General features: G+C 70.6%; 17 protein-coding genes. 13 read left to right on the top strand and 4 right to left on the bottom strand.

Annotated elements, in window-relative coordinates:
• Positions 1 to 109 precede the first annotated feature (109 nt).
• The 5 genes from QSV35_RS08835 to QSV35_RS08815 are packed head-to-tail and all read left to right on the top strand — an operon-like array spanning position 110 to position 7,255.
• Positions 110 to 2,188 carry a beta-galactosidase gene (locus tag QSV35_RS08835; protein ID WP_286288319.1) on the top strand — a complete coding sequence of 693 codons (2,079 nt, stop codon included), beginning with the start codon at positions 110 to 112 and terminating at the stop codon, positions 2,186 to 2,188.
• Positions 2,185 to 3,573, top strand: a complete 1,389-nt coding sequence (gene gcvPA, locus QSV35_RS08830; protein WP_286288318.1) for an aminomethyl-transferring glycine dehydrogenase subunit GcvPA — start codon at positions 2,185 to 2,187, stop codon at positions 3,571 to 3,573. Before QSV35_RS08835 ends, gcvPA begins: the two co-directional genes overlap by 4 nt.
• A complete protein-coding gene (gcvPB, locus tag QSV35_RS08825; RefSeq protein ID WP_286288317.1) occupies positions 3,570 to 5,156 on the top strand; it encodes an aminomethyl-transferring glycine dehydrogenase subunit GcvPB in 1,587 nt (528 codons plus the stop codon). The genes gcvPA and gcvPB overlap by 4 nt, the downstream gene beginning before the upstream one ends.
• 4 nt (positions 5,157 to 5,160) lie before the next feature.
• Positions 5,161 to 6,507, top strand: a complete 1,347-nt coding sequence (locus QSV35_RS08820; RefSeq protein WP_286288315.1) for an ATP-NAD kinase family protein — start codon at positions 5,161 to 5,163, stop codon at positions 6,505 to 6,507.
• Positions 6,497 to 7,255, top strand: a complete 759-nt coding sequence (locus QSV35_RS08815; RefSeq protein ID WP_286288313.1) for an SDR family NAD(P)-dependent oxidoreductase — start codon at positions 6,497 to 6,499, stop codon at positions 7,253 to 7,255. Before QSV35_RS08820 ends, QSV35_RS08815 begins: the two co-directional genes overlap by 11 nt.
• A 65-nt stretch (positions 7,256 to 7,320) precedes the next feature.
• Here QSV35_RS08815 and QSV35_RS08810 read toward each other — a convergent pair whose 3' ends face one another.
• Both QSV35_RS08810 and QSV35_RS08805 read right to left on the bottom strand, forming a co-directional pair.
• Positions 7,321 to 9,189, bottom strand: coding sequence for a hypothetical protein (locus QSV35_RS08810; RefSeq protein WP_286288311.1), 1,869 nt, complete (start codon positions 9,187 to 9,189; stop codon positions 7,321 to 7,323).
• Between the two features lie 382 nt (positions 9,190 to 9,571).
• The gene (locus tag QSV35_RS08805) at positions 9,572 to 10,366 is read right to left on the bottom strand and encodes an SDR family NAD(P)-dependent oxidoreductase (protein WP_286288476.1); all 795 of its coding nucleotides are present in this window, start codon (positions 10,364 to 10,366) and stop codon (positions 9,572 to 9,574) included.
• 77 nt (positions 10,367 to 10,443) lie between these two features.
• On the opposite strand from QSV35_RS08805, the gene QSV35_RS08800 reads away from it, so the two are divergent.
• Positions 10,444 to 11,427 carry an acyl-CoA thioesterase gene (locus QSV35_RS08800; RefSeq protein ID WP_286288310.1) on the top strand — a complete coding sequence of 328 codons (984 nt, stop codon included), beginning with the start codon at positions 10,444 to 10,446 and terminating at the stop codon, positions 11,425 to 11,427.
• A gap of 61 nt (positions 11,428 to 11,488) precedes the next feature.
• On the top strand, positions 11,489 to 12,313 hold the full coding sequence (locus QSV35_RS08795) for a hypothetical protein (RefSeq protein WP_286288309.1): 825 nt from the start codon (positions 11,489 to 11,491) through the stop codon (positions 12,311 to 12,313).
• A 25-nt stretch (positions 12,314 to 12,338) separates the two neighbouring features.
• Here QSV35_RS08795 and QSV35_RS08790 read toward each other — a convergent pair whose 3' ends face one another.
• Together QSV35_RS08790 and QSV35_RS08785 are read right to left on the bottom strand one after the other, a co-directional pair.
• Entirely contained in the window at positions 12,339 to 13,112 is a 774-nt protein-coding gene (locus QSV35_RS08790; RefSeq protein WP_286288307.1) for an alpha/beta fold hydrolase, read from the bottom strand.
• 173 nt (positions 13,113 to 13,285) lie between these two features.
• Positions 13,286 to 14,848, bottom strand: coding sequence for a DEAD/DEAH box helicase (locus QSV35_RS08785; protein WP_286288305.1), 1,563 nt, complete (start codon positions 14,846 to 14,848; stop codon positions 13,286 to 13,288).
• Between the two features lie 229 nt (positions 14,849 to 15,077).
• On the opposite strand from QSV35_RS08785, the gene QSV35_RS08780 reads away from it, so the two are divergent.
• From QSV35_RS08780 to QSV35_RS08755, 6 genes are all read left to right on the top strand, one after another.
• Positions 15,078 to 15,782: a GNAT family N-acetyltransferase gene (locus QSV35_RS08780; RefSeq protein WP_419956825.1), complete on the top strand. Its 705-nt coding sequence runs from the start codon at positions 15,078 to 15,080 to the stop codon at positions 15,780 to 15,782.
• 165 nt (positions 15,783 to 15,947) lie between these two features.
• Positions 15,948 to 16,088: a hypothetical protein gene (locus tag QSV35_RS08775; RefSeq protein ID WP_286288303.1), complete on the top strand. Its 141-nt coding sequence runs from the start codon at positions 15,948 to 15,950 to the stop codon at positions 16,086 to 16,088.
• Positions 16,089 to 16,150: 62 nt separating this feature from the next.
• Positions 16,151 to 17,056 (top strand): cyclase family protein, encoded by a 906-nt coding sequence (locus QSV35_RS08770; protein ID WP_286288302.1) that lies wholly within the window; start codon positions 16,151 to 16,153, stop codon positions 17,054 to 17,056.
• A complete protein-coding gene (locus tag QSV35_RS08765; RefSeq protein WP_286288299.1) occupies positions 17,053 to 17,445 on the top strand; it encodes a hypothetical protein in 393 nt (130 codons plus the stop codon). The genes QSV35_RS08770 and QSV35_RS08765 overlap by 4 nt, the downstream gene beginning before the upstream one ends.
• Positions 17,446 to 17,641: 196 nt before the next feature.
• A complete protein-coding gene (gene menC / locus QSV35_RS08760; RefSeq protein ID WP_286288298.1) occupies positions 17,642 to 18,766 on the top strand; it encodes an o-succinylbenzoate synthase in 1,125 nt (374 codons plus the stop codon).
• A gap of 29 nt (positions 18,767 to 18,795) precedes the next feature.
• A complete protein-coding gene (locus QSV35_RS08755; RefSeq protein WP_286288296.1) occupies positions 18,796 to 19,578 on the top strand; it encodes an NAD-dependent epimerase/dehydratase family protein in 783 nt (260 codons plus the stop codon).
• Positions 19,579 to 19,614 lie beyond the last annotated feature (36 nt).

The following is a 19,614-nucleotide window of genomic DNA, read 5'->3' as shown; positions in this document are numbered from 1 at the left end:
GTGCGGTCAGCCTAGGGCTTGACCTCGTGCGGCATCAGCCTTACGCTTACTGTATACAGAATACATTGGACAGTGTTCTTGTACAGCCCTGACTCGGAGAGGAGCCGCTGTGTCTGACAACCCCGCGGTGGACACCCCCCGCGCCGTCCGCCTGGAGGCGCTCGCCTACGGCGGCGACTACAACCCCGACCAGTGGTCGGAAGAGGTCTGGGCCGAAGACATGCGCCTCATGCGCGAGGCCGGGGTCAACATGGTGAGCCTGCCGATCTTCAGCTGGCCGCAGCTCGAGCCCGAGCCCGGCGTCTACGACTGGGGCTGGCTCGACCGCATCCTCGATCTCCTCCACGAGAACGGCATCGCGATCGACCTGGCCACGGCCACGGCGACCCCGCCGAGCTGGCTGCTGCGCGCGCATCCCGAGATGATGCCGATGGATGCGGACGGCCACCGTCTGGAGTTCGGCTCCCGCCAGGTCTACTGCCCGAGCTCGCCGGTGTGGCGCGAGAACGTCGCCCGTATGACCCGCGCGATGGCGGAGCGGTACGGGGAGCATCCGGGTCTTGCGATGTGGCACATCTCGAACGAGTACGGCGACCATGTCTCACGCTGCTGGTGCCCCGAGTCGGCAGCGCACTTCCGCCGGTGGCTGAAGGACCGCTACGGCGACCTCGACGGCCTCAACGAGGCGTGGGGCGTGAACGTGTGGGGCCAGCGCTACACGTCGTGGGACCACATCGAGGCGCCGAGGAAGGCGCCGGGGCCGATCAACCCGACCCAGCTCCTCGACTTCGAGCGCTTCTCATCGGATGCGATGCTGGAGCTCTTCCAGCTCGAGATCGACGTGCTCCGCGACGTCACTCCCGACATCGCGGTCACGACGAACTTCATGAGCATGTTCCGCGACCTCGACTACTGGGAGTTCGCCGAGCGCGAGGACGTCGTGACCGACGACGCATATCCCGACCCGGCCGACCCGATCTCGCACGTCGGTGCGGCGCTCAACTACGGCCTCATGCGCTCGCTCAAGGGCGGACGGCCCTGGCTGCTGCTCGAGTCGTCCGCGAGCGGGACGAGCTGGCGCGACATCAACGTGCCGAAGGGGCCCGGCAAGATCCGCGTGGAGAGCCTGCAGGCCGTCGCGCACGGATCGGATGCCGTCATGTTCTTCCAGTGGCGCCAAGCCAAGTACGGCCAGGAGAAGTTCCACTCCTCGATGCTCGGCCACCGCGGTGAGGATTCGCGGTCGTTCCAGGAGACGAAGGCCCTCGGCCTCGAGCTCCAGCGCCTCGAAGAGGTGCGCGGCACGCGCGTGCGCTCGCGTGTCGCCCTCGTCGTGGACTGGGACTCGTGGTGGGGATCGAGCGCGGTCGAGTCGCTTCCTTCGCAGCGCCTGAACTGGGCGCGGCAGGCCCGCGCGTGGCAGCGTGCGCTCTACCTCCTCGGCCACCCCGTCGACGCGGTCAAGGCCACCGGTCCGTTCGACCGCTACGACGTCGTCGTCGTGCCGAACCTCTACATCGCGGATGCCGCCCAGGCGGCGGCCCTCACCGCTTTCGCCGACGCGGGTGGCACGGTCGTCGTCGGCCCCTTCTCCGGGGTCGTCGACGACACCGAGAAGGTGCACGACGGCGGCGCGCCCGGTCCGTTCCGGGGGCTCCTCGGCGTCGAGGTCGACGAGCAGTGGCCGGTGAACGACGGCCTCGCCGAGATCGTCGCGTACGGCGGCCGCGCCTACGACAGCCCCATCTGGGGCGAGTGGATCGAGGCGCTCGACGGCACCGAGGTGCGCGGCTCGTACGCGAGCGGAGAGCTCGCCGGCCTTCCGGCGGTCACCTCGCGCCCTGTCGGCGCGGGATCCGCGTGGTACGTCAGCTGCGTGCTCGACGACGACGGACTCGTCGCCGTGCTGCGCGACGCGCTCACCGAGGCGGGGCTCCCGGCCCGCGACCGCGTCGACGTGCACCTCGAGGCCGTGACGCGCTCCAGCGACGACACCGATTACACGTTCGTGCTCAACCACGGGCACGCCCCCATCTCGGTCGAGGTGCCCGCGGGCGCTCGCGACCTCATCACCGGCGGCACCGCCGCATCTCCTCTGACCCTCGAGCGCTTCGGCGTCGCGGTCCTCGCCATGGCGCGGGCCGAGCACGCCCCGTTCATCACCCTCGCACCGGAAAGGCTGTCGTGAGCGAACCATTCGTCCACCCGTACATCCCGAACACCGCCCCCGACGTCAAGGCCGCGATGCTCGCGGCCGTGGGCGCCGCATCCGTGGAGGAGTTCTACGCGGACGTCCCGGCAGAGCTGCGCCTGGACCGTCCGCTCGACCTGCCCGCGCCGCTGCTCGCCGAGCAGGACCTCGCGCGGCACGTCCGCGGCGTGCTCGCCAAGAACCGGTCGACCGACGAGCGCCTGAGCTTCCTCGGCGCGGGCACCTACAACCACTACGTGCCGGCCGTCGTCGACGAGGTGATCAACCGCAGCGAGTTCCTGACCGCGTACGCGGGCGAGCCGTACGAGGACCACGGTCGCTTCCAGGCGCTGTTCCAGTACCAGTCGCTCATGGCGGAGCTCCTGGCGATGGATGTCGTGAACGTCCCCGTGTACGACGGCTACCAGGCCACCTCGACCGGGCTCACGATGTCGGGCCGCCTCACGGGGCGCCGCCGCGTGCTCGTCGCGAGCGATGTGCTGCCCGCGAAGTACTCGAAGGTGCACGACTACGTCCGTCACCACATCGACCTCGAGATCGTCCCGACGGTCGACGGAACGGCGGATGCGGCGGCCGTCGCCGCGCGCCTCGGCGACGATGTCGCCGCGGTGTGGGTCGAGACGCCGAGCTTCTCGGGGGCCGTGGAGACCCGCATCCGGGAGCTCGCCGACGCCGCCCACGCGGTCGGCGCCGTCCTCGTCGTCGGCACCGACCCGATCGGCTACGGCGTGCTGACCCCGCCGTCGCTGCACGGCGCGGACATCGTGACCGGCGACATCCAGTCGCTCGGCCTGCACCAGTGGTACGGCGGCGCGCACGGCGGATTCATCGCGGTCCACGACGACCCGCGGTTCGTCATGGAGATGCCGTCGCGCCTGTTCGGCCTCGCCTCGACCGACGTGCCCGGCGAGTACGGCTTCGGCGACGTCGCCTACGAGCGGACGTCCTTCGCGCTGCGCGAAGAGGGCAAGGAATGGGTCGGCACGGCCGCAGCCCTGTGGGGCATCGCCGCAGGCGTCTACCTCTCCCTCATGGGGCCGCAGGGGATGGCGGAGCTCGGCGAGCTGCTGCTCGCGCGCACCCGCTACGCGCAGCAGGCGCTCGCGGCGATCCCCGGCGTCGAGCTCGGCGACGGCGCGCTGCACCTGCGCGAGTTCACCGTGACTCTTCCCGTCGGCGCCTCCGACGTCATCCGGGCGCTCCGCGCCGAGGGCATCGAGCCCGGTGTCGCGGTCGGGGAGCGCACGCTCCTCGTGTGCGTCACCGATATGACCTCGCAAGCCGATATCGACCGGCTGGCCGCCGCTCTCGAGCGGGTCACCGCATCCACTTCGCACATCCTTGAGGAGCAGAACGCATGAGCCTCCCCGTCGCACCCAAGCCGGCCATCCGGCGATTCCACCAGGCGAGCTGGGACGAGCCGATCGTCTTCGAGCTGTCCACCCCGGGCGAGCGCGGCGTGCTCGTCACTCCGATCGAATCGGGCGTCCGCGTGGCGGTCGGCGACGTGCTCGGCTCGCTTCCCGCGGGGATGCGCCGCGCGTCGGCGCCCGCGCTGCCCGAGATGGGTCAGCAGCGCGTGCTGAAGCACTACCTGCGCCTGTCGCAGGAGAACCTCGGTGCCGACTTCAACGTCGACATCGGCCAGGGCACGTGCACCATGAAGTACTCGCCCAAGGTGAACGACCAGCTGATCGGCACCCCGCAGCTCACGGCGATGCACCCGCTCCAGGACCCGGCCGATGCGCAGGGCGTGCTCGAGATCGTGTGGCGCATGGAGCGCATGATCGCCGAGATCTCGGGCATGGACGAGGTGTCGCTGCACACACAGGGCGGGTCTGCGGCCATCTGGTCGAACATCGCGATGATCCGCGCGTACCACGAGGCGAACGGCGAGGCCGAGCAGCGCCGCGAGGTGATCACGACGATCTTCAGCCACCCCTCCAACGCGGCGGCGGCGAAGGCGGCCGGCTACGACGTCATCACGGTGTACCCGGATGCCGACGGCTACCCCGACCTCGCGGCCCTCAAGGCGGCGCTCTCCCCGCGCACCGCGGCGATCATGGTCACGAACCCCGAGGACACCGGCATCTACAACCCGGCGATCAAGGAGTGGGTGGATGCTGCGCACGCCGTCGGCGCGCTCGCCTCGTACGACCAGGCCAACGCGAACGGCATCCTCGGGATCACGCGCGCCCGCGACGCCGGCTTCGACGTCTGCCACTTCAACCTGCACAAGACGTTCTCGACTCCGCACGCGTGCGGCGGCCCGGGTGCGGGGGCGAACGCGGTGTCCGCTGCGCTCGCGCCGTTCCTCCCGGGGCCGCGCGTCGTGAACGAGGACGGCGTGTTCTCGGTGCGCGAGGGCGGCGAGCTGTCGATCGGGTCGGTGGCGCCGTTCCACGGCGTCATCCCGAACATCGTCCGTGCGTACGCGTGGACCATGGCGCTCGGAGCGGCGGGCCTGCGCGCGGTCGCCGAGATCGCCGTGCTCAACAACAACTACCTGCTGAAGAAGGTCACCGACATCCCCGGGGCCTCCGCGCCGTACGCCGAGGGCCGCCGCCGCATCGAGCAGGTGCGCTACTCGTGGCAGGAGCTGTTCGAGGAGACCGGCATCTCGTCGGAGGAGATCGGCATCCGCATGACGGACTTCGGCATGCACTACTGGACGAGCCACCACCCGTACGTCGTCCCGCAGCCGTTCACGCTCGAGCCCACGGAGTCGTACTCGAAGGCCGAGATCGACGAATACGTCGCCGCGCTCGCCGAGGTCGCCCGCGAGGCGCGGGAGGAGCCCGAGGTCGTGCGCACCGCGCCGCACAACCAGACCGTGCACCACACGCACCACGACGACCTCGACGACCCGGAGCGCTGGGCCATCACGTGGCGCGCCTACCGCCGGAAGTACTTCGGCGAGCTCCCGGTCGACGCTGCGGCCTGACCCGATGCTCGGACTCATCGTCAACCCGATCGCCGGAGTCGGCGGGCCCGCGGGCCTCGCCGGCTCCGACGGCGCAGACGTGCAGCGCTCGGCGCTCGCCCGTGGTGCGTCGGCGCGCGCGTCGGCGCGTGCCGCGCTCGCGCTCGGGTCGCTGCCCGTCGGCACGACCGTGCTGACGGCGGCGGGGGCGATGGGGGAGGATGCGGTCCGCGCCGCCGGGTTGGAGGCGGTCGTCGTCTTCGAGCCGGGCGACCCGACCTCTTCGGCCGATACGACGGCTGCGACCCGCGCGTTGGTCGCGGCTGGGGCGACCCTGATTCTCTTCGCAGGTGGCGACGGGACCGCCCGCGACGTCGCCGCCGGTCTCTGGCACCCATCCGGGCCGTTGAGCGAGCGCCAGCGAGACGAAACGTCGCAAGCCGATCTCGGAAACTCACTGCGTTTCGACTCGCTTCGCTCACTCAACGACCGGCACGTGGGCGCTGCTCGCTCGCTCAACGACCGCCGCGTGGGCACTGCTCGCTCGCTCAACGACCGGCACGTGGGCGCAGGCGCTCCCTCGCTCAACGACCAGCGGGGGACGGTCGCCGCGCTCGGCATCCCCGCCGGGGTCAAGATGTACTCGCCCGTGTTCGCGGTGAGCCCGCGTGCGGCGGGCGGGCTCGCGGCGGCGTGGCTCGACGGCGACCTTCCCGGGCAGCAGCGCGAGGTGCTCGACATCGACGAGGCGGCCATGCGGCGCGCCCGCGTCGAGCCGCGGCTGTACGCGCTTATGAACGTCCCCTATCGTGCGGGACGGACGCAGGCCCGCAAGGCCCCGACACCCACGGACGAGAAGGATGCGGTCGCCGCTGCCGCGCGGGGAGCCGCATCCATGCTCCGGCCCGGCGTGCGCTACCTTCTCGGCCCCGGCGGCACGATGGCGGAGCTCGCCCGTGCGCTCGGTGTCGAGAAGACCCCGCTCGGCGTCGACGTCGTGCTCGATGGCGAGCTGGTCCTGTCCGCTGCCTCGGAGCAGCAGCTCCTCGATGAGATCGCGGAGGGCCCCGCACAGGCCGTCGTCTCCGTGATCGGCGGCCAGGGGTTCCTCCTCGGCCGCGGCAACCAGCAGCTGTCGGCGCGCGTCCTGCGCGCGCTCGGCGACGGGCCCGACGGACGTGGGCCTCTCCTCGTCGTCGCCCCCGAATCGAAACTCGTCGACCTGCGCGGACGCGCGCTCCTCGTCGACACCGGCGACCTGGCGGTGGATGCGGCGCTCGCGGGGTTCGTCCGCGTCGTCACCGGGGCCGCCGCATCCAGTCTTTATCCTGTCCACGCACCCGAACTCATGGAGGAGAACCATGCGTCTTGAAGGCAAGAAGGCCATCGTCACCGGCGGCGCGGGCGGCATCGGCCGCGCCACGTCGCTCGCATTCGCAGCGGAGGGCGCGGCGGTCGCCGTCGTCGACCTGAACGGGGATGCGGCCGAGGCCGTCGCCGAGGAGATCCGCGCCGCCGGCGGCACCGCGATCGCCGTCGCCGCCGATGTGTCGAGCGAGCCGGACATCGAGCGCGTCGTGCAGACCGCGGTCGAGCAGTTCGGAGGGGTCGATGTCGTCTTCAACAACGCCGGCATCATCCGCCGCACGACGGCCGTCGAGACCTCCGTCGAGGAGTGGGACCGCGTGTTCGGCGTGAACGTCCGAGCGATCTTCCTCATGTGCAAGCACGTCGTGCCGATCATGGCGGCCGCCGGCGGCGGCTCGATCGTCAACACGGGTTCCGGCTGGGGTCTGAAGGGCGGCGGTCAGGCGATCTCGTACTGCGCCTCGAAGGGCGCCGTCGTCAACATGACCCGCGCGCTCGCGATCGACCACGGGCCGCAGGGCATCCGCGTGAACTCGGTCAACCCGGGCGACGTCGACACCGGGATGCTGCGCGACGAGGCCCGTCAGCTCGGCCAGGACCAGGCCGGCTTCCTCGCCGAGGCCGCCGACCGTCCGCTGCAGCGCATGGGGCAGCCGAGCGAGATCGCGGCCGCGGTCCTGTGGCTCGCGAGCGACGACTCCTCCTACGTGACGGGCTCGGCCCTCGTCGTCGACGGGGGCGGCATCGCCTGACAGCTGGGCATGGCGAAGGCCGGCACGGGGAGGACACGTGCCGGCCTTCGCCTGTCATTCAGCCCTTACGGGACAGGTGTCGGGTAGTTGTCGTTGATCGTGAACTGCTCCACACCGCACGCGGACGTGACTGGCAGGTTGTTCGTGCCGTCACCGCTGTAGGTGGACATCCACCGGTACGTGCCTTGAGCGCTCACCGAGGCGGTGTTGCTCGTGGTGTACGTGTTGTTCCCTTGGTTGACCGTCACTGTCAGCGGCCCGATCACCGGTGCCTTCGAGCAGGTCAGGTCACCGGGCCCGTAAAGGTTGAACGTGATCGTCCCGGTCGGGTTGAATCCGCCCGCAAGCGTGAACGAGTCGTTCGGCACCAGGTTCTGCGCCGTCGACGCCGTCGGTTGCTTCGGAGCGACCGTCAGGACCTCGGACCCGCAGGTGCTCGTCGCCGCGTTGTTGTCCGCGTCGCCCGAGTAGCTCACGACCCAGTAGAACTTTCCGACCGTGTTGAATGCGACCGAGTTGGATGCTGGAACGGTTCCGTTGTTCAGCGGGAGCTTGGTACCCGCATCCACGCCCGGCAGCGGGTTCTGGCATTGAGCGTCCGAGTACACCGTGTATGACACGGTGCCGCTCGGAGTCGTCGTCGCGCCGTGCAGCGTCGCCGTGTCCGACACGCTCGAGCCCACATCCACCGTCGCCGCTCCGTTCGCATCCGCTCCCGGCAGCATCGTGGTGATCGTCGGACTGTTCGTGAAGTGGTTCGTGTACGTGCACGTCACGTTCTGTCCGGCACCGAGGGTGATCGTTGCGGTCTCCCCGCTGATCGAACCCACCGTCGCATTGGTCGCGTTGTCGGCGCAGGCGACGCCGGTCGGGTTCCAGCCCGTCGGTTCGGTTCCTTCGGTCACGCCGTACGTGCCCGCGCCGAGCTTGTTGTACACGGTCTGCCCGCCGCCCATGAGCGAGAACGATGCCGGTGTCAGATTGCTCGTCGTGAACGGGAACGGCGTCACGTCGTTCGCGGGTGCGTTCTGCGTGACCTTCTTGACCGTGATGCTGCCGCAGTTCGTGATGTTCACGGGCGTCGGCGCGATGAAGTCCTTCAGCTCGGCTGTGAACGACGTCGAGGAACGGCTCTTGATGAACGCGGACCCGAAGGCCTGGCACACGCCCGGCTTGAACACCCCGGCGCCGGTGAGGTTGATCGCCGCCTCGCCGAACAGGCCAGCGCCCAGATTGACGCCCTTGATCGGGTCGGAGATGGCAACGGTGTTCACTGCGGCCTGGTAATCGGCGGCCGGAACGTTGTGCGCGCCGCCCCAACAGGGCAGGGTCGAGCTGGCGTTGCAGCTCGATGCGGACCCTGTGGTGATCCATGTGCTGAGCGAGATAGTCGGAGTCCCACTTCCACTGAAGTCGTACGAGACCAGCAGGTCGCCGGCTGTCCGGTTGAGCGTCACCGGCCCGCTCGACTTGTCCGTCAGCGTCTGCTTCGCCTGGTTGATCTCGAAGTCGAGGTTCGCGCTACCGATGTTGACGGCGCGCTCCCACGCAAGGTAGAGGAAGATGTCCCCGCCGGAGACCTGTTCGGACGCCTCGTAGAAGCGCGTCAGGTCGTTCTTGTTGGGCGGGATCGAACCGAAGACGACGGTCGGGTTGGTCGCATCCTCCTTCGTGCCTTGGCCGAACGCGTTGTCGCCCGACCCTGACTGCAGGTCGTCCTTGAAGTTGACGCCTGCGGCATTGGCCCAGTCGGTGTCGCCGGGGTTGTCGACGATCATGTTGCCGTCGCCGCCTTCGAACGTGCTGCCGGGCAGAGGCGTCGTAGTGTTCGCGTGCGCGGCGCCCGCCGTGACGAGCGCGACGATACATGCGCCGACGGCGCCTATCGCGATGAGCCCCCGCCGGCGCGCCGGCAGGGGGGATTGCTTGGACATCAGTGACTCGCTTTCCGGGCGCCGTGCGCCCTGCGCACCGGCTCCATTGCCGGCATGCGGATATGTCGGTGACCGGAAAACGAGCGCAACGAACGACGGCACGGAGAGGTCCCCGCGCAGGAGAAACGGATGTCAAGAAGGTGGATGATCGAGCAGGATCGCCCGGATGCGTGTGTGTCCCCAGTCTCGGCGGAGGCGGTCGCGAGGCATCGCGAGCTTCGGGTGGCGACATCCGGAACTTAGTCCGTGGCTGGTCCGCCGTGTCTGCCAGCGCTCCCACGGCGCTGGTTTCGACAGGCATGATACCCCCGGCGCGAATCGATGGCAAGGTATTCGTCGGGGTCAACAACTTATCGTATGGATGAAGGTCTGCGAGGTCCCGTCAGGGCAGGATGGCGTCGACGTAGCCGCCGTCGACCCGCACGGCGCCGCCCGTCGTCGCGGACGCGAGCGGTGAGGCGAGGTACACCACCATGTGGGCGATCTCTTCGGGCTCGATGAGCCGCTGGAGCAGCGACTGCGGGCGATGCAGGCGCATGAACTCGCGCTGCGCCTGATCCCACGGCAGGTTCTCGTCGACGAGCTGATAGACGAAGTCCTCGACGCCGCCGGTGTGCGTCGGACCGGCGATCACGGAGTTGACGGTCACTCCCGTGCCGGCCGCCGCCTTCGCGAACCCGCGCGAGACGCCGAGGAGGGCGGTCTTCGAGACGCCGTAGTGGATCATCTCCGAGGGCGTCACGATGGCGGAATCGCTCGCGATGTTGAGCACGCGTCCCCAGCCGCGTTCGGTCATCGACGGCAGGAGCAGACGGATGAGGCGCACCGCGCTCAGCACGTTGACCTCGAAGTAGCGGCGCCACTCGTCGTCCGAGATCGCGAGCGGCTCCTCTGCTCCGAAGACACCGAGGTTGTTGACGAGGATGTCGACCGCGTCGACGGATGCGGCGAGCAGATCGGCCCCGACCTCGGTCGTGACGTCGGCAGCTACGCCGACGGCATCTGCGCCGGGGACCTCGTCGCGCAGCCGCGCGAGCGCGGCGTCCACCGAGTCCTCGGATCGTCCGTTCACGACGACCCGCGCACCGGCCTCGGCGAGTCCCCGTGCGATCGCGAAGCCGATGCCTCCGGTCGAACCCGTGACGACGGCGGTCTTCCCTGCGAGATCGATGGCCAGCATCCTGCGCTCCTGTTCCTCGGGTGCCCCCATCCTTCACCCTGAGCCTGGCGAGAGCGCGGCCCTATGCTGGGGCGGTGACGACGACGCCCCTGATCGGCCGGGATGACCGCATCACCCTGCGGTTCCTCGCCGCCCCGTCGGACACGGCCGCGGGCGGCCGTTCGGTCGCGGCGGGCAGCGTCATGGAGTGGATCGACAAGGCCGGATTCGCGTGCGCGGTGGGCTGGTCCGGCGCCTACTGCGTCACCGCGTACGTCGGCAACGTCCGCCACCGCCGCCCCATCCCGCCCGGCAGTCTCGTGGAGGTGCGCGCGCGCATCGTCCACACGGGCCGCACGAGCATGCACATCATCGCGACCGTCTCGTCGGGCGAGGTCAGCGGGCAGACGATGACGCCGGCGACGACCTGCATCCTCGTCTTCGTCGCGAAGGGCGCGGACGGACACCCGGCCGAAGTTCCGGTATGGGAGCCAGGGTCTCGTTCCGACCGCAAGCTGTCCGCCGCTGCGCTCGACCGCATCACGTCGCGCGCCGCGATCAAGACCCTGATGCTCGACGAGGACTACACGACGGCATCGCTCGCACCCCATACGACTCTGCGGTTCCCCGTCCCGCCGAGCGTCGTGAACTTCGGCGGCAAGGCGCACGGCGGCACCGTGATGCGGTGGATCGACGAGGCCGCCTCGGCGGCCGCGACGGCATGGACCCAGGATGCCGCGGCCATCGGCGTCTACTCGGGAGGCATCCACTTCCTCGCCCCCGCGCGGATCGGCGACCTCGCCGAAGTGGACGCGCGCATCATCTACACGACCGAGCGGAGCATGCACATCAGCATCCGCGTGTCGACCGCCGACCCGCGCACGCCGCACGACTCCACCGTGACGACCCGGTGCATGAGCGTCTTCGTCGTGCCGAGCGACGACGGGATCGCGCTGCCGGTGCCGGCCTGGATCCCCGAGACCGACGAGGATCTGCGCCTCGCCGATCACGCGCAGCGGATCATCCGTCTTCGCGAGGAGATCGTGCCGATCCCGGCATCCCTCACGCTCGAGCCCTGAGCGCTCCCGCACGTTCGGCCGCGGCCGCTGCGTGCGGTCGATCCGGGGCGAGAATGGGCGCATGCTCACCGACGATGAGGCCGCGGAGCTCGCCGCGCTGCGCGTGCGGGCGTACGGCATGGATGCGGATCTCGGCGACGATCCGACGGGGTTGGCACGGCTCGAGGTCCTCGAGAACAAAGCGCGTGGGGGCGACGAACGTGCGTCGATGGATGCGGCGGGGCCGCCCCCACCTGACGTGGACGTCGAGTCGAGGCAGGAGGCCGTCGACACGATCGATGCGGTCGGCGCGACTGTCATCGACGCCGCGAATCCTGAGCCGGTCGACCCTCCGCGGTCGACGGGACGCAGGTGGTCGCGCCGGGCGGTTCTGGGCTTCGGCATCCCGGCCGTCGTCCTCGCGCTCGCGGTCGGCGTCGGCATCGGGACGTCGGTGGCCGCGGAGGCCGGAGCGCCCGCTCCGCAAGCGACGATCCCCGCGCAGTACCTCGCGAGCTGGCAGGCTGCCAGCGACCACTATCACTGGGATGCGGGCTCGCCCCGCCTGCTGGCCGACATCCAGGGCGCGCTCGTCTGGGGAGGCGGGACGACCGGACAGATGACGTGCGTCATCGTCGACGACGGCGGGAACCAGAGCAGTTCGTGCGACGCGACGGCGGCGCTGACGGCGGCGGGAACGGGTGTCGTCATCACGGACGAGGTCTCCGGAGTCTCGCGCACCTACGTCGCGTGGCCGAACGGCGCTCCTCTCGTCACCTACTCGACCGACGGCCGTGGAGCCGGTCACCTGTACGACTGCCCCGAGTGCACCGGGTCGGCTCCCACGCTGGGCCTCAATCCCAATTCGACCGTCACGATCCCGTACCCGGCGACAACAGGCGGGTGAGGGTCTAGCGGGATCCGCTGCTTGCTCAGAGTCGGTCGGCGATGACCCTGGCGGTGGCGGCCGGATCGGGCCGGTGCATGACGGACTCGGGGACCACGACCAGGTCGGCGCCCGGGGTCTCGCGTGCAAGGCGGTCGGAGGAGCCGATGAGGAACGGGAATGTCTGCTCCCCGCGGAGCACGGTCACGGGAGGATCGACGCTCAGGAGATCCGCGGTCGGCCGCTTTGCACGCAGCGTCAGCGCCGTGTCGTAGACGGTCGACTGCCCGAGCGGGGCGAGGGCTGCCAGCATCCCGTTCTCGCGGCCCGCCTCGACCATCTCGCGAGGAAGACCGACTGCGTCGATCTGGAACGTCGCCACCGCCTCCTCCGGATGTCCGTCGTCGACGAGCGCCTGGAGCCGGCCGGCGAGCTCGTCTCCGTAGCCCTCGTCGTCGAACAGGATCGGCGGCTCGGAGAGGAACAGGGCGCCCGTCGCCACGCCCTGTGACGCCGCATACAGCGCGAGGATCGCGCCGGACGAGTGGCCGAGGGTCGCGTCCGCGCCACCGACGGCGTCGATCACCGCGGCGAGGTCGGCGACCTCGTCGTCCGGCGTCGAGCCCGGCCGGTCACCGCTGCCGCCACGGGCGCGGCGATCCCAGGTGACGGCTCGGAAGCCTGCTGCTGCCAGCCCCTCGGCGATCGGGCTCGCGTCGGCAGCGGTGGACAGTGCACCGTTCACGATGACGACCGTGCGACCCTCGCCTGTCACGTGGAAGGCGATCGGAGTGCCATCGGCAGAGGTTGCAGTGCTCATACGTGCGATGCAACCACGGGCCTCCGACATCTTCTGCACGTTCCGACTCGCCGCGCTCGCTCGCCGCACGGATGGCGAGCGGAAACACGGATGGCGAGAGATTCCGTGCGGAATCTCTCGCCATCCGTTCAGTGTCTCGCCATCCGTGCCGGTCAGCAGGGGCAGCGGGTGCGTCAGCGCGCGGCAGGACGGGGGCCGGATGCGGCGCCCCCGCGCCCGCGCCCGCCCCGACGGCGACGCGCGGGGGCGCCCCCGTCCGTCTTCTGCCCGTTCGAGCCGTTCGCCGCGCCACCGCGGGAAGTCTGACCGGCCGGAGTCCCGGCCTTGACCGGCGCGCCGGCGCGGCCGCCCTGCGAACCACCCTGGGCGCCTGCACGGCCGCCGGCAGAACCGGAACGGCCCGCAGAACCTGAGCCGCCGGCAGCACCAGAGCGGCTCGCCGAACCGGAACGGCCGCCAGAGCCGGAGTCACCCGAAGCGCCACCGCGCGACGAACCGCCGCGACCGCCCTGCGAACCCGAGCCACCGCGGGCCGGCTGAGCGACCACGACCGGCTTGACCTTCGGCGCGGGCTCGCCGACGAGCTCGATGACCGTGGCCGACGCCGCGGACACCTGCTCGAGGGGCGCGGTGATGCGAGCCTGACGCAGCAGGTCCGTCACGTCGCGGCGCTGAGCGTCGAGTGCGACCGTGACGACCGTGCCCTCGGCGCCGGCGCGTGCGGTGCGGCCGGAGCGGTGCAGGTACGCCTTGTGCTCCATCGGCGGGTCGACGTGGACCACGAGCTCCACCTCGTCGACGTGCACGCCGCGGGCTGCGACATCCGTCGCCACGAGCACGCGCACGCCGCCCTTCGAAGGCTCCGCGCCGAACGCTGCGAGGTTCCGCTCACGGGCGTTCTGACCGAGGTTGCCGTGCAGGTCGACGGCCGGGATGCCGGAGGCGGTCAGCTGCTTCGCGAGCTTCTTCGCCTGGTGCTTCGTGCGGGTGAAGAGGATGCGGCGACCGTGGCCGGACGCGAGGTGGCGCACCAGCTCGGTCTTCTCCTCGGTCGTCGGGACGAGGAAGACGCGGTGCGTCATGACGCCCTGCGGGACGCTCGCCTCGTCGACCTCGTGCAGCACCTCGTTCTGCAGGAAGCGCTTGACGAGGGTGTCGACGCCCCGGTCGAGCGTCGCGCTGAACAGCATCCGCTGCCCGCCCTGCGGGGTCGCCGCGAGGATGCGGGTGACCCCGGGGAGGAAGCCGAGGTCGGCCATGTGGTCCGCCTCGTCCAGGACCGTGATCTCGACGCGGTCGAGCTTGACGACGCCCTGCTTCATGAGGTCTTCGAGGCGGCCGGGGCAGGCCACGACGATGTCGACGCCGGCCTTGAGCGCCTGCTCCTGCGGGCGCTGGCTGACACCGCCGAAGACGGTCGTGACGGTGAGGCCGGAGGCATCCGCCAGCGGCTTGATGGTCGCCGCGATCTGCGTCGCGAGCTCGCGCGTGGGCGCGAGGACGAGACCGCGCGGGCGGCCGGACGTGCTGCGGACGCCGTCGGACAGGCGCGCGACCAGCGGGAGCGAGAACGCGATGGTCTTGCCGGAGCCGGTGCGGCCGCGACCGAGCACGTCGCGGCCGGCGAGTGCGTCGGGCAGCGTGTCGCGCTGGATGGCGAACGGCTCCGTCTTGCCGTCGGCAGCGAGGACGGCGGCGAGGCGTGCGGGCACGCCGAGGTCGAGGAAGGAAGGCATGGGTGTGCTTTCTGAAAGGGGCCGCGGATGCGCGGCGGGAATGGCGGATGCGGGGGGCCCCGCGGACATCGCCGATCGACCCTTCGACAGGTTCAGGGACCTGACGCGGCCAGAGGCCGGTGTGACGTCGACGCAGGCGGGCGTTCGGGCGCGCCGCCGCCTCCACGCTATCAGCACTCGCTGGGCGAACGATCCATGCCCGCCTGGGCGACCATGTCCCCGGCGTATCGTGGCTGTCGTGCAGCTCGCGGCAGGACTCAGCATCCGTCCCCTCGACACGGTCGCGAGCGTGCACGAGGCGTCGCAGGTCCTGTCGGATGTGTGGGGCGGCGATCGCACGGGGATGCCGGCGAACCTCCTCCGAGCCCTCGAGCACGTCGGCAGCTACGCGTTCGGGGTCTATGACGGCGAGCGGATGGTCGGCGCATCCGTCGCCTTCTTCGGTCCGCCGGCCGACCGCGTCCTGCACTCGCACATCACCGGGATCCTCCCCGAGCATCGAGCGCACGGGGTCGGACGCGCTCTTAAGGAGCATCAGCGCGAGTGGGCGCTCGAGCGTGGCGCTGAGCGCATCACGTGGACATTCGACCCGCTCGTCGCGCGCAACGCGCACTTCAACCTCGAGTCGCTCGGCGCGCGCGTCACGGAGTACCTCGTCGACTACTACGGACCGATGGATGATGGCGTCAACCGCGGCGACGAGTCCGACCGCATCCTCGTCACGTGGGATCTGAAAGCCCCGCGGCCTGCGCGCGGCGACGTGGTCGCGTCGGTCGCAGTGCCGCACGACATCGAGGCGATCCGTCTCGCGCAACCGCAGGATGCGGCGGCCTGGCGCCGCCGGGTCCGCGACGCGATGCGGGCACGCCTCGGCGAAGGCCTGATCGTGGACGGATTCGATGACGAGCAGGGGTATCTCTTCGTTCGCCCATAGGTGGTGTCTCCAGGAAATTTGTCTTTCCTCTTGATTAATTGTGCGAGGAGGGCCATCATGAATGGTGGATCGTCACTGGGGGCGGTCCGCGCCCGCTGCTCGTGGGGACAGGCAGCGGGTTCTGGGGAAGATCCGGTGTGGGGCCGGATCAGATCGGAGGTTCCGATGCCGTTCATCGCCGTGGGCTCGTCCGCCACGTTCGCCGATCTCTCCGGCGTCGTGGGGATGGAGACCGTGTCCAACGGCGCCGCATGGGCGGCGTCGTCGGCGAGCACGGACGCGCGCGGCGACAGCACGCCGCGCTGAACCCTGTCTGCGAACGGCCTCCCGACGCCTCGAGCGCGTGGGGAGGCCGTTACGCTGACCAGATGCCCGAATACCGCGCACACGTCGACTTCGACATCTCGTTCGCGAACGGCGGCGGACTCACCGGTGTCGGCTTCCGGCTGGATCTTCCGTCCGCCGACCTCGACGAAGCGGCCGTGGCGCGGCTGCTGGTGCAGCACCTCGGCCTCGCGCTCGTCGACGAGGTCGAGCTGCATGGACTGCGCATCGTCGAGGAGCCCCATCGGGGCAGCCGTGGCATCGAGGTGGCACCGGCCGGGACGACGTCCCGCGTGGTCGACCTCAGTCACCCCATCCGGGCGGGCCTCGTCACCTATCCGGGCCTTCCGGAGCCGGTGATCACACCGCACCTCACCCGCGAGGACTCGCGGGCGCGCTATGCGCCGGGCACCGAGTTCGCGATGGACGTCATCACGATGATCGGCAATACGGGCACGTACCTCGACTCGCCGTTCCACCGCTACGCCGACGGGCGGGACCTCGCCGGGCTCGAGCTCTCGTCGCTCGTCGGACTGCGCGCAGAGGTGTTCCACCTCGAGGACGTGCGGGCACGCGGCATCCGTGCGGAGACGCTCGCCGATCGCGATGTCCGCGGCGCGGCCGTCCTCCTGCACACCGGGTGGGACCGCCACTTCGGCACGCCGGCGTATGCCTCCGGTGCCCCGTACCTCATCCGCGAAGGCGCGCAGCACCTCATCGACGCGGGCGCCGTCCTCGTCGGCATCGACTCGCTCAACATCGACGACACGGAATCCGGCGGAGAGCGCCCGGCGCACACCCTGCTTCTCGGGGCCGGTGTCCACGTCGTCGAGCATCTGACGAACCTCGCGGCCCTTCCCCCGCGCGGTGCGCGCTTCACCGCGGCGCCGCCCGCCGTCGAGGGCTTCGGGACGTTCCCCGTGCGCGCGTTCGCCGAGGTCCCGGCGTGATCGGCCCCGACTGGACCCCGCACCGCCGCGACGACGGAGAACTGGTCGGCTGGATCCGACCCGACGGTGATGACTGGATCGCCATCGATCTGTTCGGGCACGAGGTCTCCGCCCCCATGGACTGGCTCGACGCGGAGGCGGTGCTCGAGGATCGCGGGATCTCGTGGCTCGCGGACATCTGGATGCTGGAGACGGATGCGGGCGCCCTCCGCGTGCGCCTCGTGGAGGTCACCCCCGAGCGCATCGTCGTGCAGACCGACGACTACGGGGCGATCGACGCGCCCGTCGAGCGCTTCGAACTGCCGTGGCCGGCACCGGCGCACCTGCGCCCGCGCCGCCACGACGACCCCGACGGGCGGGTCTTCCACCGCAGCGTTACGCAACCGTGACCGGAACGGCGTCATAGGACGCGTCATCCCGACTCTCTATGGGTGAAGGCCTAGAAGGGAGACGCCATGACCCGCACCATCACCTCGCTGTCACGCTCGCTGAACGAGTGGAAGCGCCGCCATTCGCGCCCGCGCCGTCGCGCGACCTTCATCCCGCTCGTGGAGTCTCCCGCCCGCCGCGCGTAGCGTGAGGGGCATGACGCCCACAGACCCGGTGACCCTCGACGGCTTCGAGCTGAGGGTCCTCCACGTGCCGCTCGTGTCGCCGTTCACGACGTCGTTCGGCACGGAGACGGTGCGCGAGGTCATCGTCGTGCGGGCGCTCACGTCCGACGGCGACGGCTGGGGCGAGATCGTCACAGGAGCCGACCCCCTCTACTCGAGCGAGTACACGCAGGGAGCGTGGGATGTCGCGCAGCGCTTCCTGATCCCCGCGCTGCTGGACCGCCGCATCCTGACGCCTTCCGACGTGGCCGAGGTCCTTGAGCCGTTCAAGGGGCACCGCATGGTCAAGGCGGGTCTTGAGCTGGCGGTCCTGGATGCGGCGCTCCGCCGCGACGGCACGCCGCTCGGAGCGCACCTCGGAGCCGCGCGCGACCGGGTGCCGTCCGGCGTCTCGGTCGGCATCCAGCGCGACCCCGCCGCCCTCGTCGACGCGGTGCGCGAGTACCTCGACGAGGGGTACGTGCGGATCAAGATCAAGATCAAGCCTGGGCGCGACGTCGACGACACCGCCGCCGTGCGCGACGCCTTCGGCGCCATCCCGCTGCAGGTAGACGCGAACTCCGCCTACACGCTGGCGGATGCCGACACCCTTGCCGAGCTCGATCGGTTCGACCTGCTGCTGATCGAGCAGCCGCTGCAGGAGGACGACCTCGTCGACCACGCGACACTCGCCAAGCGCCTGTCGACACCGGTGTGCCTCGACGAGTCGATCGTCTCCGCGAAGGCCGCCGCCGACGCCTTGGCGCTCGGCTCGTGCCGCATCATCAACATCAAGGCGGGTCGCGTCGGCGGGTATCTCGAGGCCGTCCGCATCCACGATCTCGCGCGGGATGCGGGCGTCCCGGTGTGGTGCGGAGGAATGCTGGAGACCGGCATCGGCCGTGCCGCGAACGCCGCACTCGCCGCGCTCCCGGGCTTCACCCTGCCCGGCGACGTCTCGGCCTCCGCGCGGTTCTACATGCGGGACATCGTGACGGAGCCCGCCGTGCTTGAGGACGGGCACGTGCGCGTTCCGACCGGGCCGGGCCTCGGCGTCGAGATCGACCCCGTCGCCCTGGAGGACTTCACCGTCGAGCGGGCCGTGGTCCGGCGCTGACCTGCTCGCCGTCCGGTACTGTCGGGCTCGTGACGGCCACCGAACGCATCCTCCTCGTCGGCGCGACCGGAGTCCTCGGCGCCCCGGCGACGCGCGCGCTCGTCGCAGCGGGCCACGAGGTCCACGGCACGAGCCGTCGCGCGGAGCGGTTGAGCGAGGTCGAGAGCTCCGGCGCTCGCGGCGTCGTCCTGGATGCGCTCGATCCCGCTTCGATCGACGCGGCGCTCGCCGAGGTGCAGCCGACGACAGTCATCTTCCTCGCGACGGATCTCGCGTCCTTCGACTACGCGGCCAACGCGCGGCTCCGGGAGGTCGGCGCGCCGGCACTCGTCGAGGCATCCCATGCGGCCGGGGTGGACCGCGTCATTGCGGAGAGCATCTCGTGGGATCCGCACAGCGCTCCCGTGGCAGCGCTGGAGCACGCCGTCATGAGCCATCCCGGCGGCATGGTGCTGCGGTTCGGTCTCCTGTACGGTCCCGGCACCTGGTACGCGGCGGACGGCGCGACCACGGCACGCGCCGGCGTCGGGGTGGTGGATGCGATCGCGGATACGACGAACTGGCTGCACGTCGACGACGCGGTCAGCGCCGTCATGGCCGCGCTGACGTGGCCGGTGAGCATCTTCGACATCGTCGACGACGAGCCCGCCGCGCTCGAGGACTGGGCGGCCGTGCTCGCGCGGCGCGCCGGCTACGCGGGTGTGCCGCGTGTGACATCGCGCGGCCCCGCGCGCGTGGCGGATGGCGCCGCCGCCCGCTCGCTCGGGTGGCGTCCGGCGCATCCGTCCTGGCGCGACGGACTCGGCCTCTGACCGGGCGTCGAACGGCCGGCCGCCCGAGGGCGACCG

Source organism: Microbacterium candidum (genome assembly GCF_030315975.1).
Classification (GTDB): Bacteria; Actinomycetota; Actinomycetes; order Actinomycetales; family Microbacteriaceae; genus Microbacterium; species Microbacterium candidum.
The sequence above is the reverse complement of the archived record's forward strand: the minus strand, read 5'-3'. Positions and strand labels throughout refer to the sequence as shown.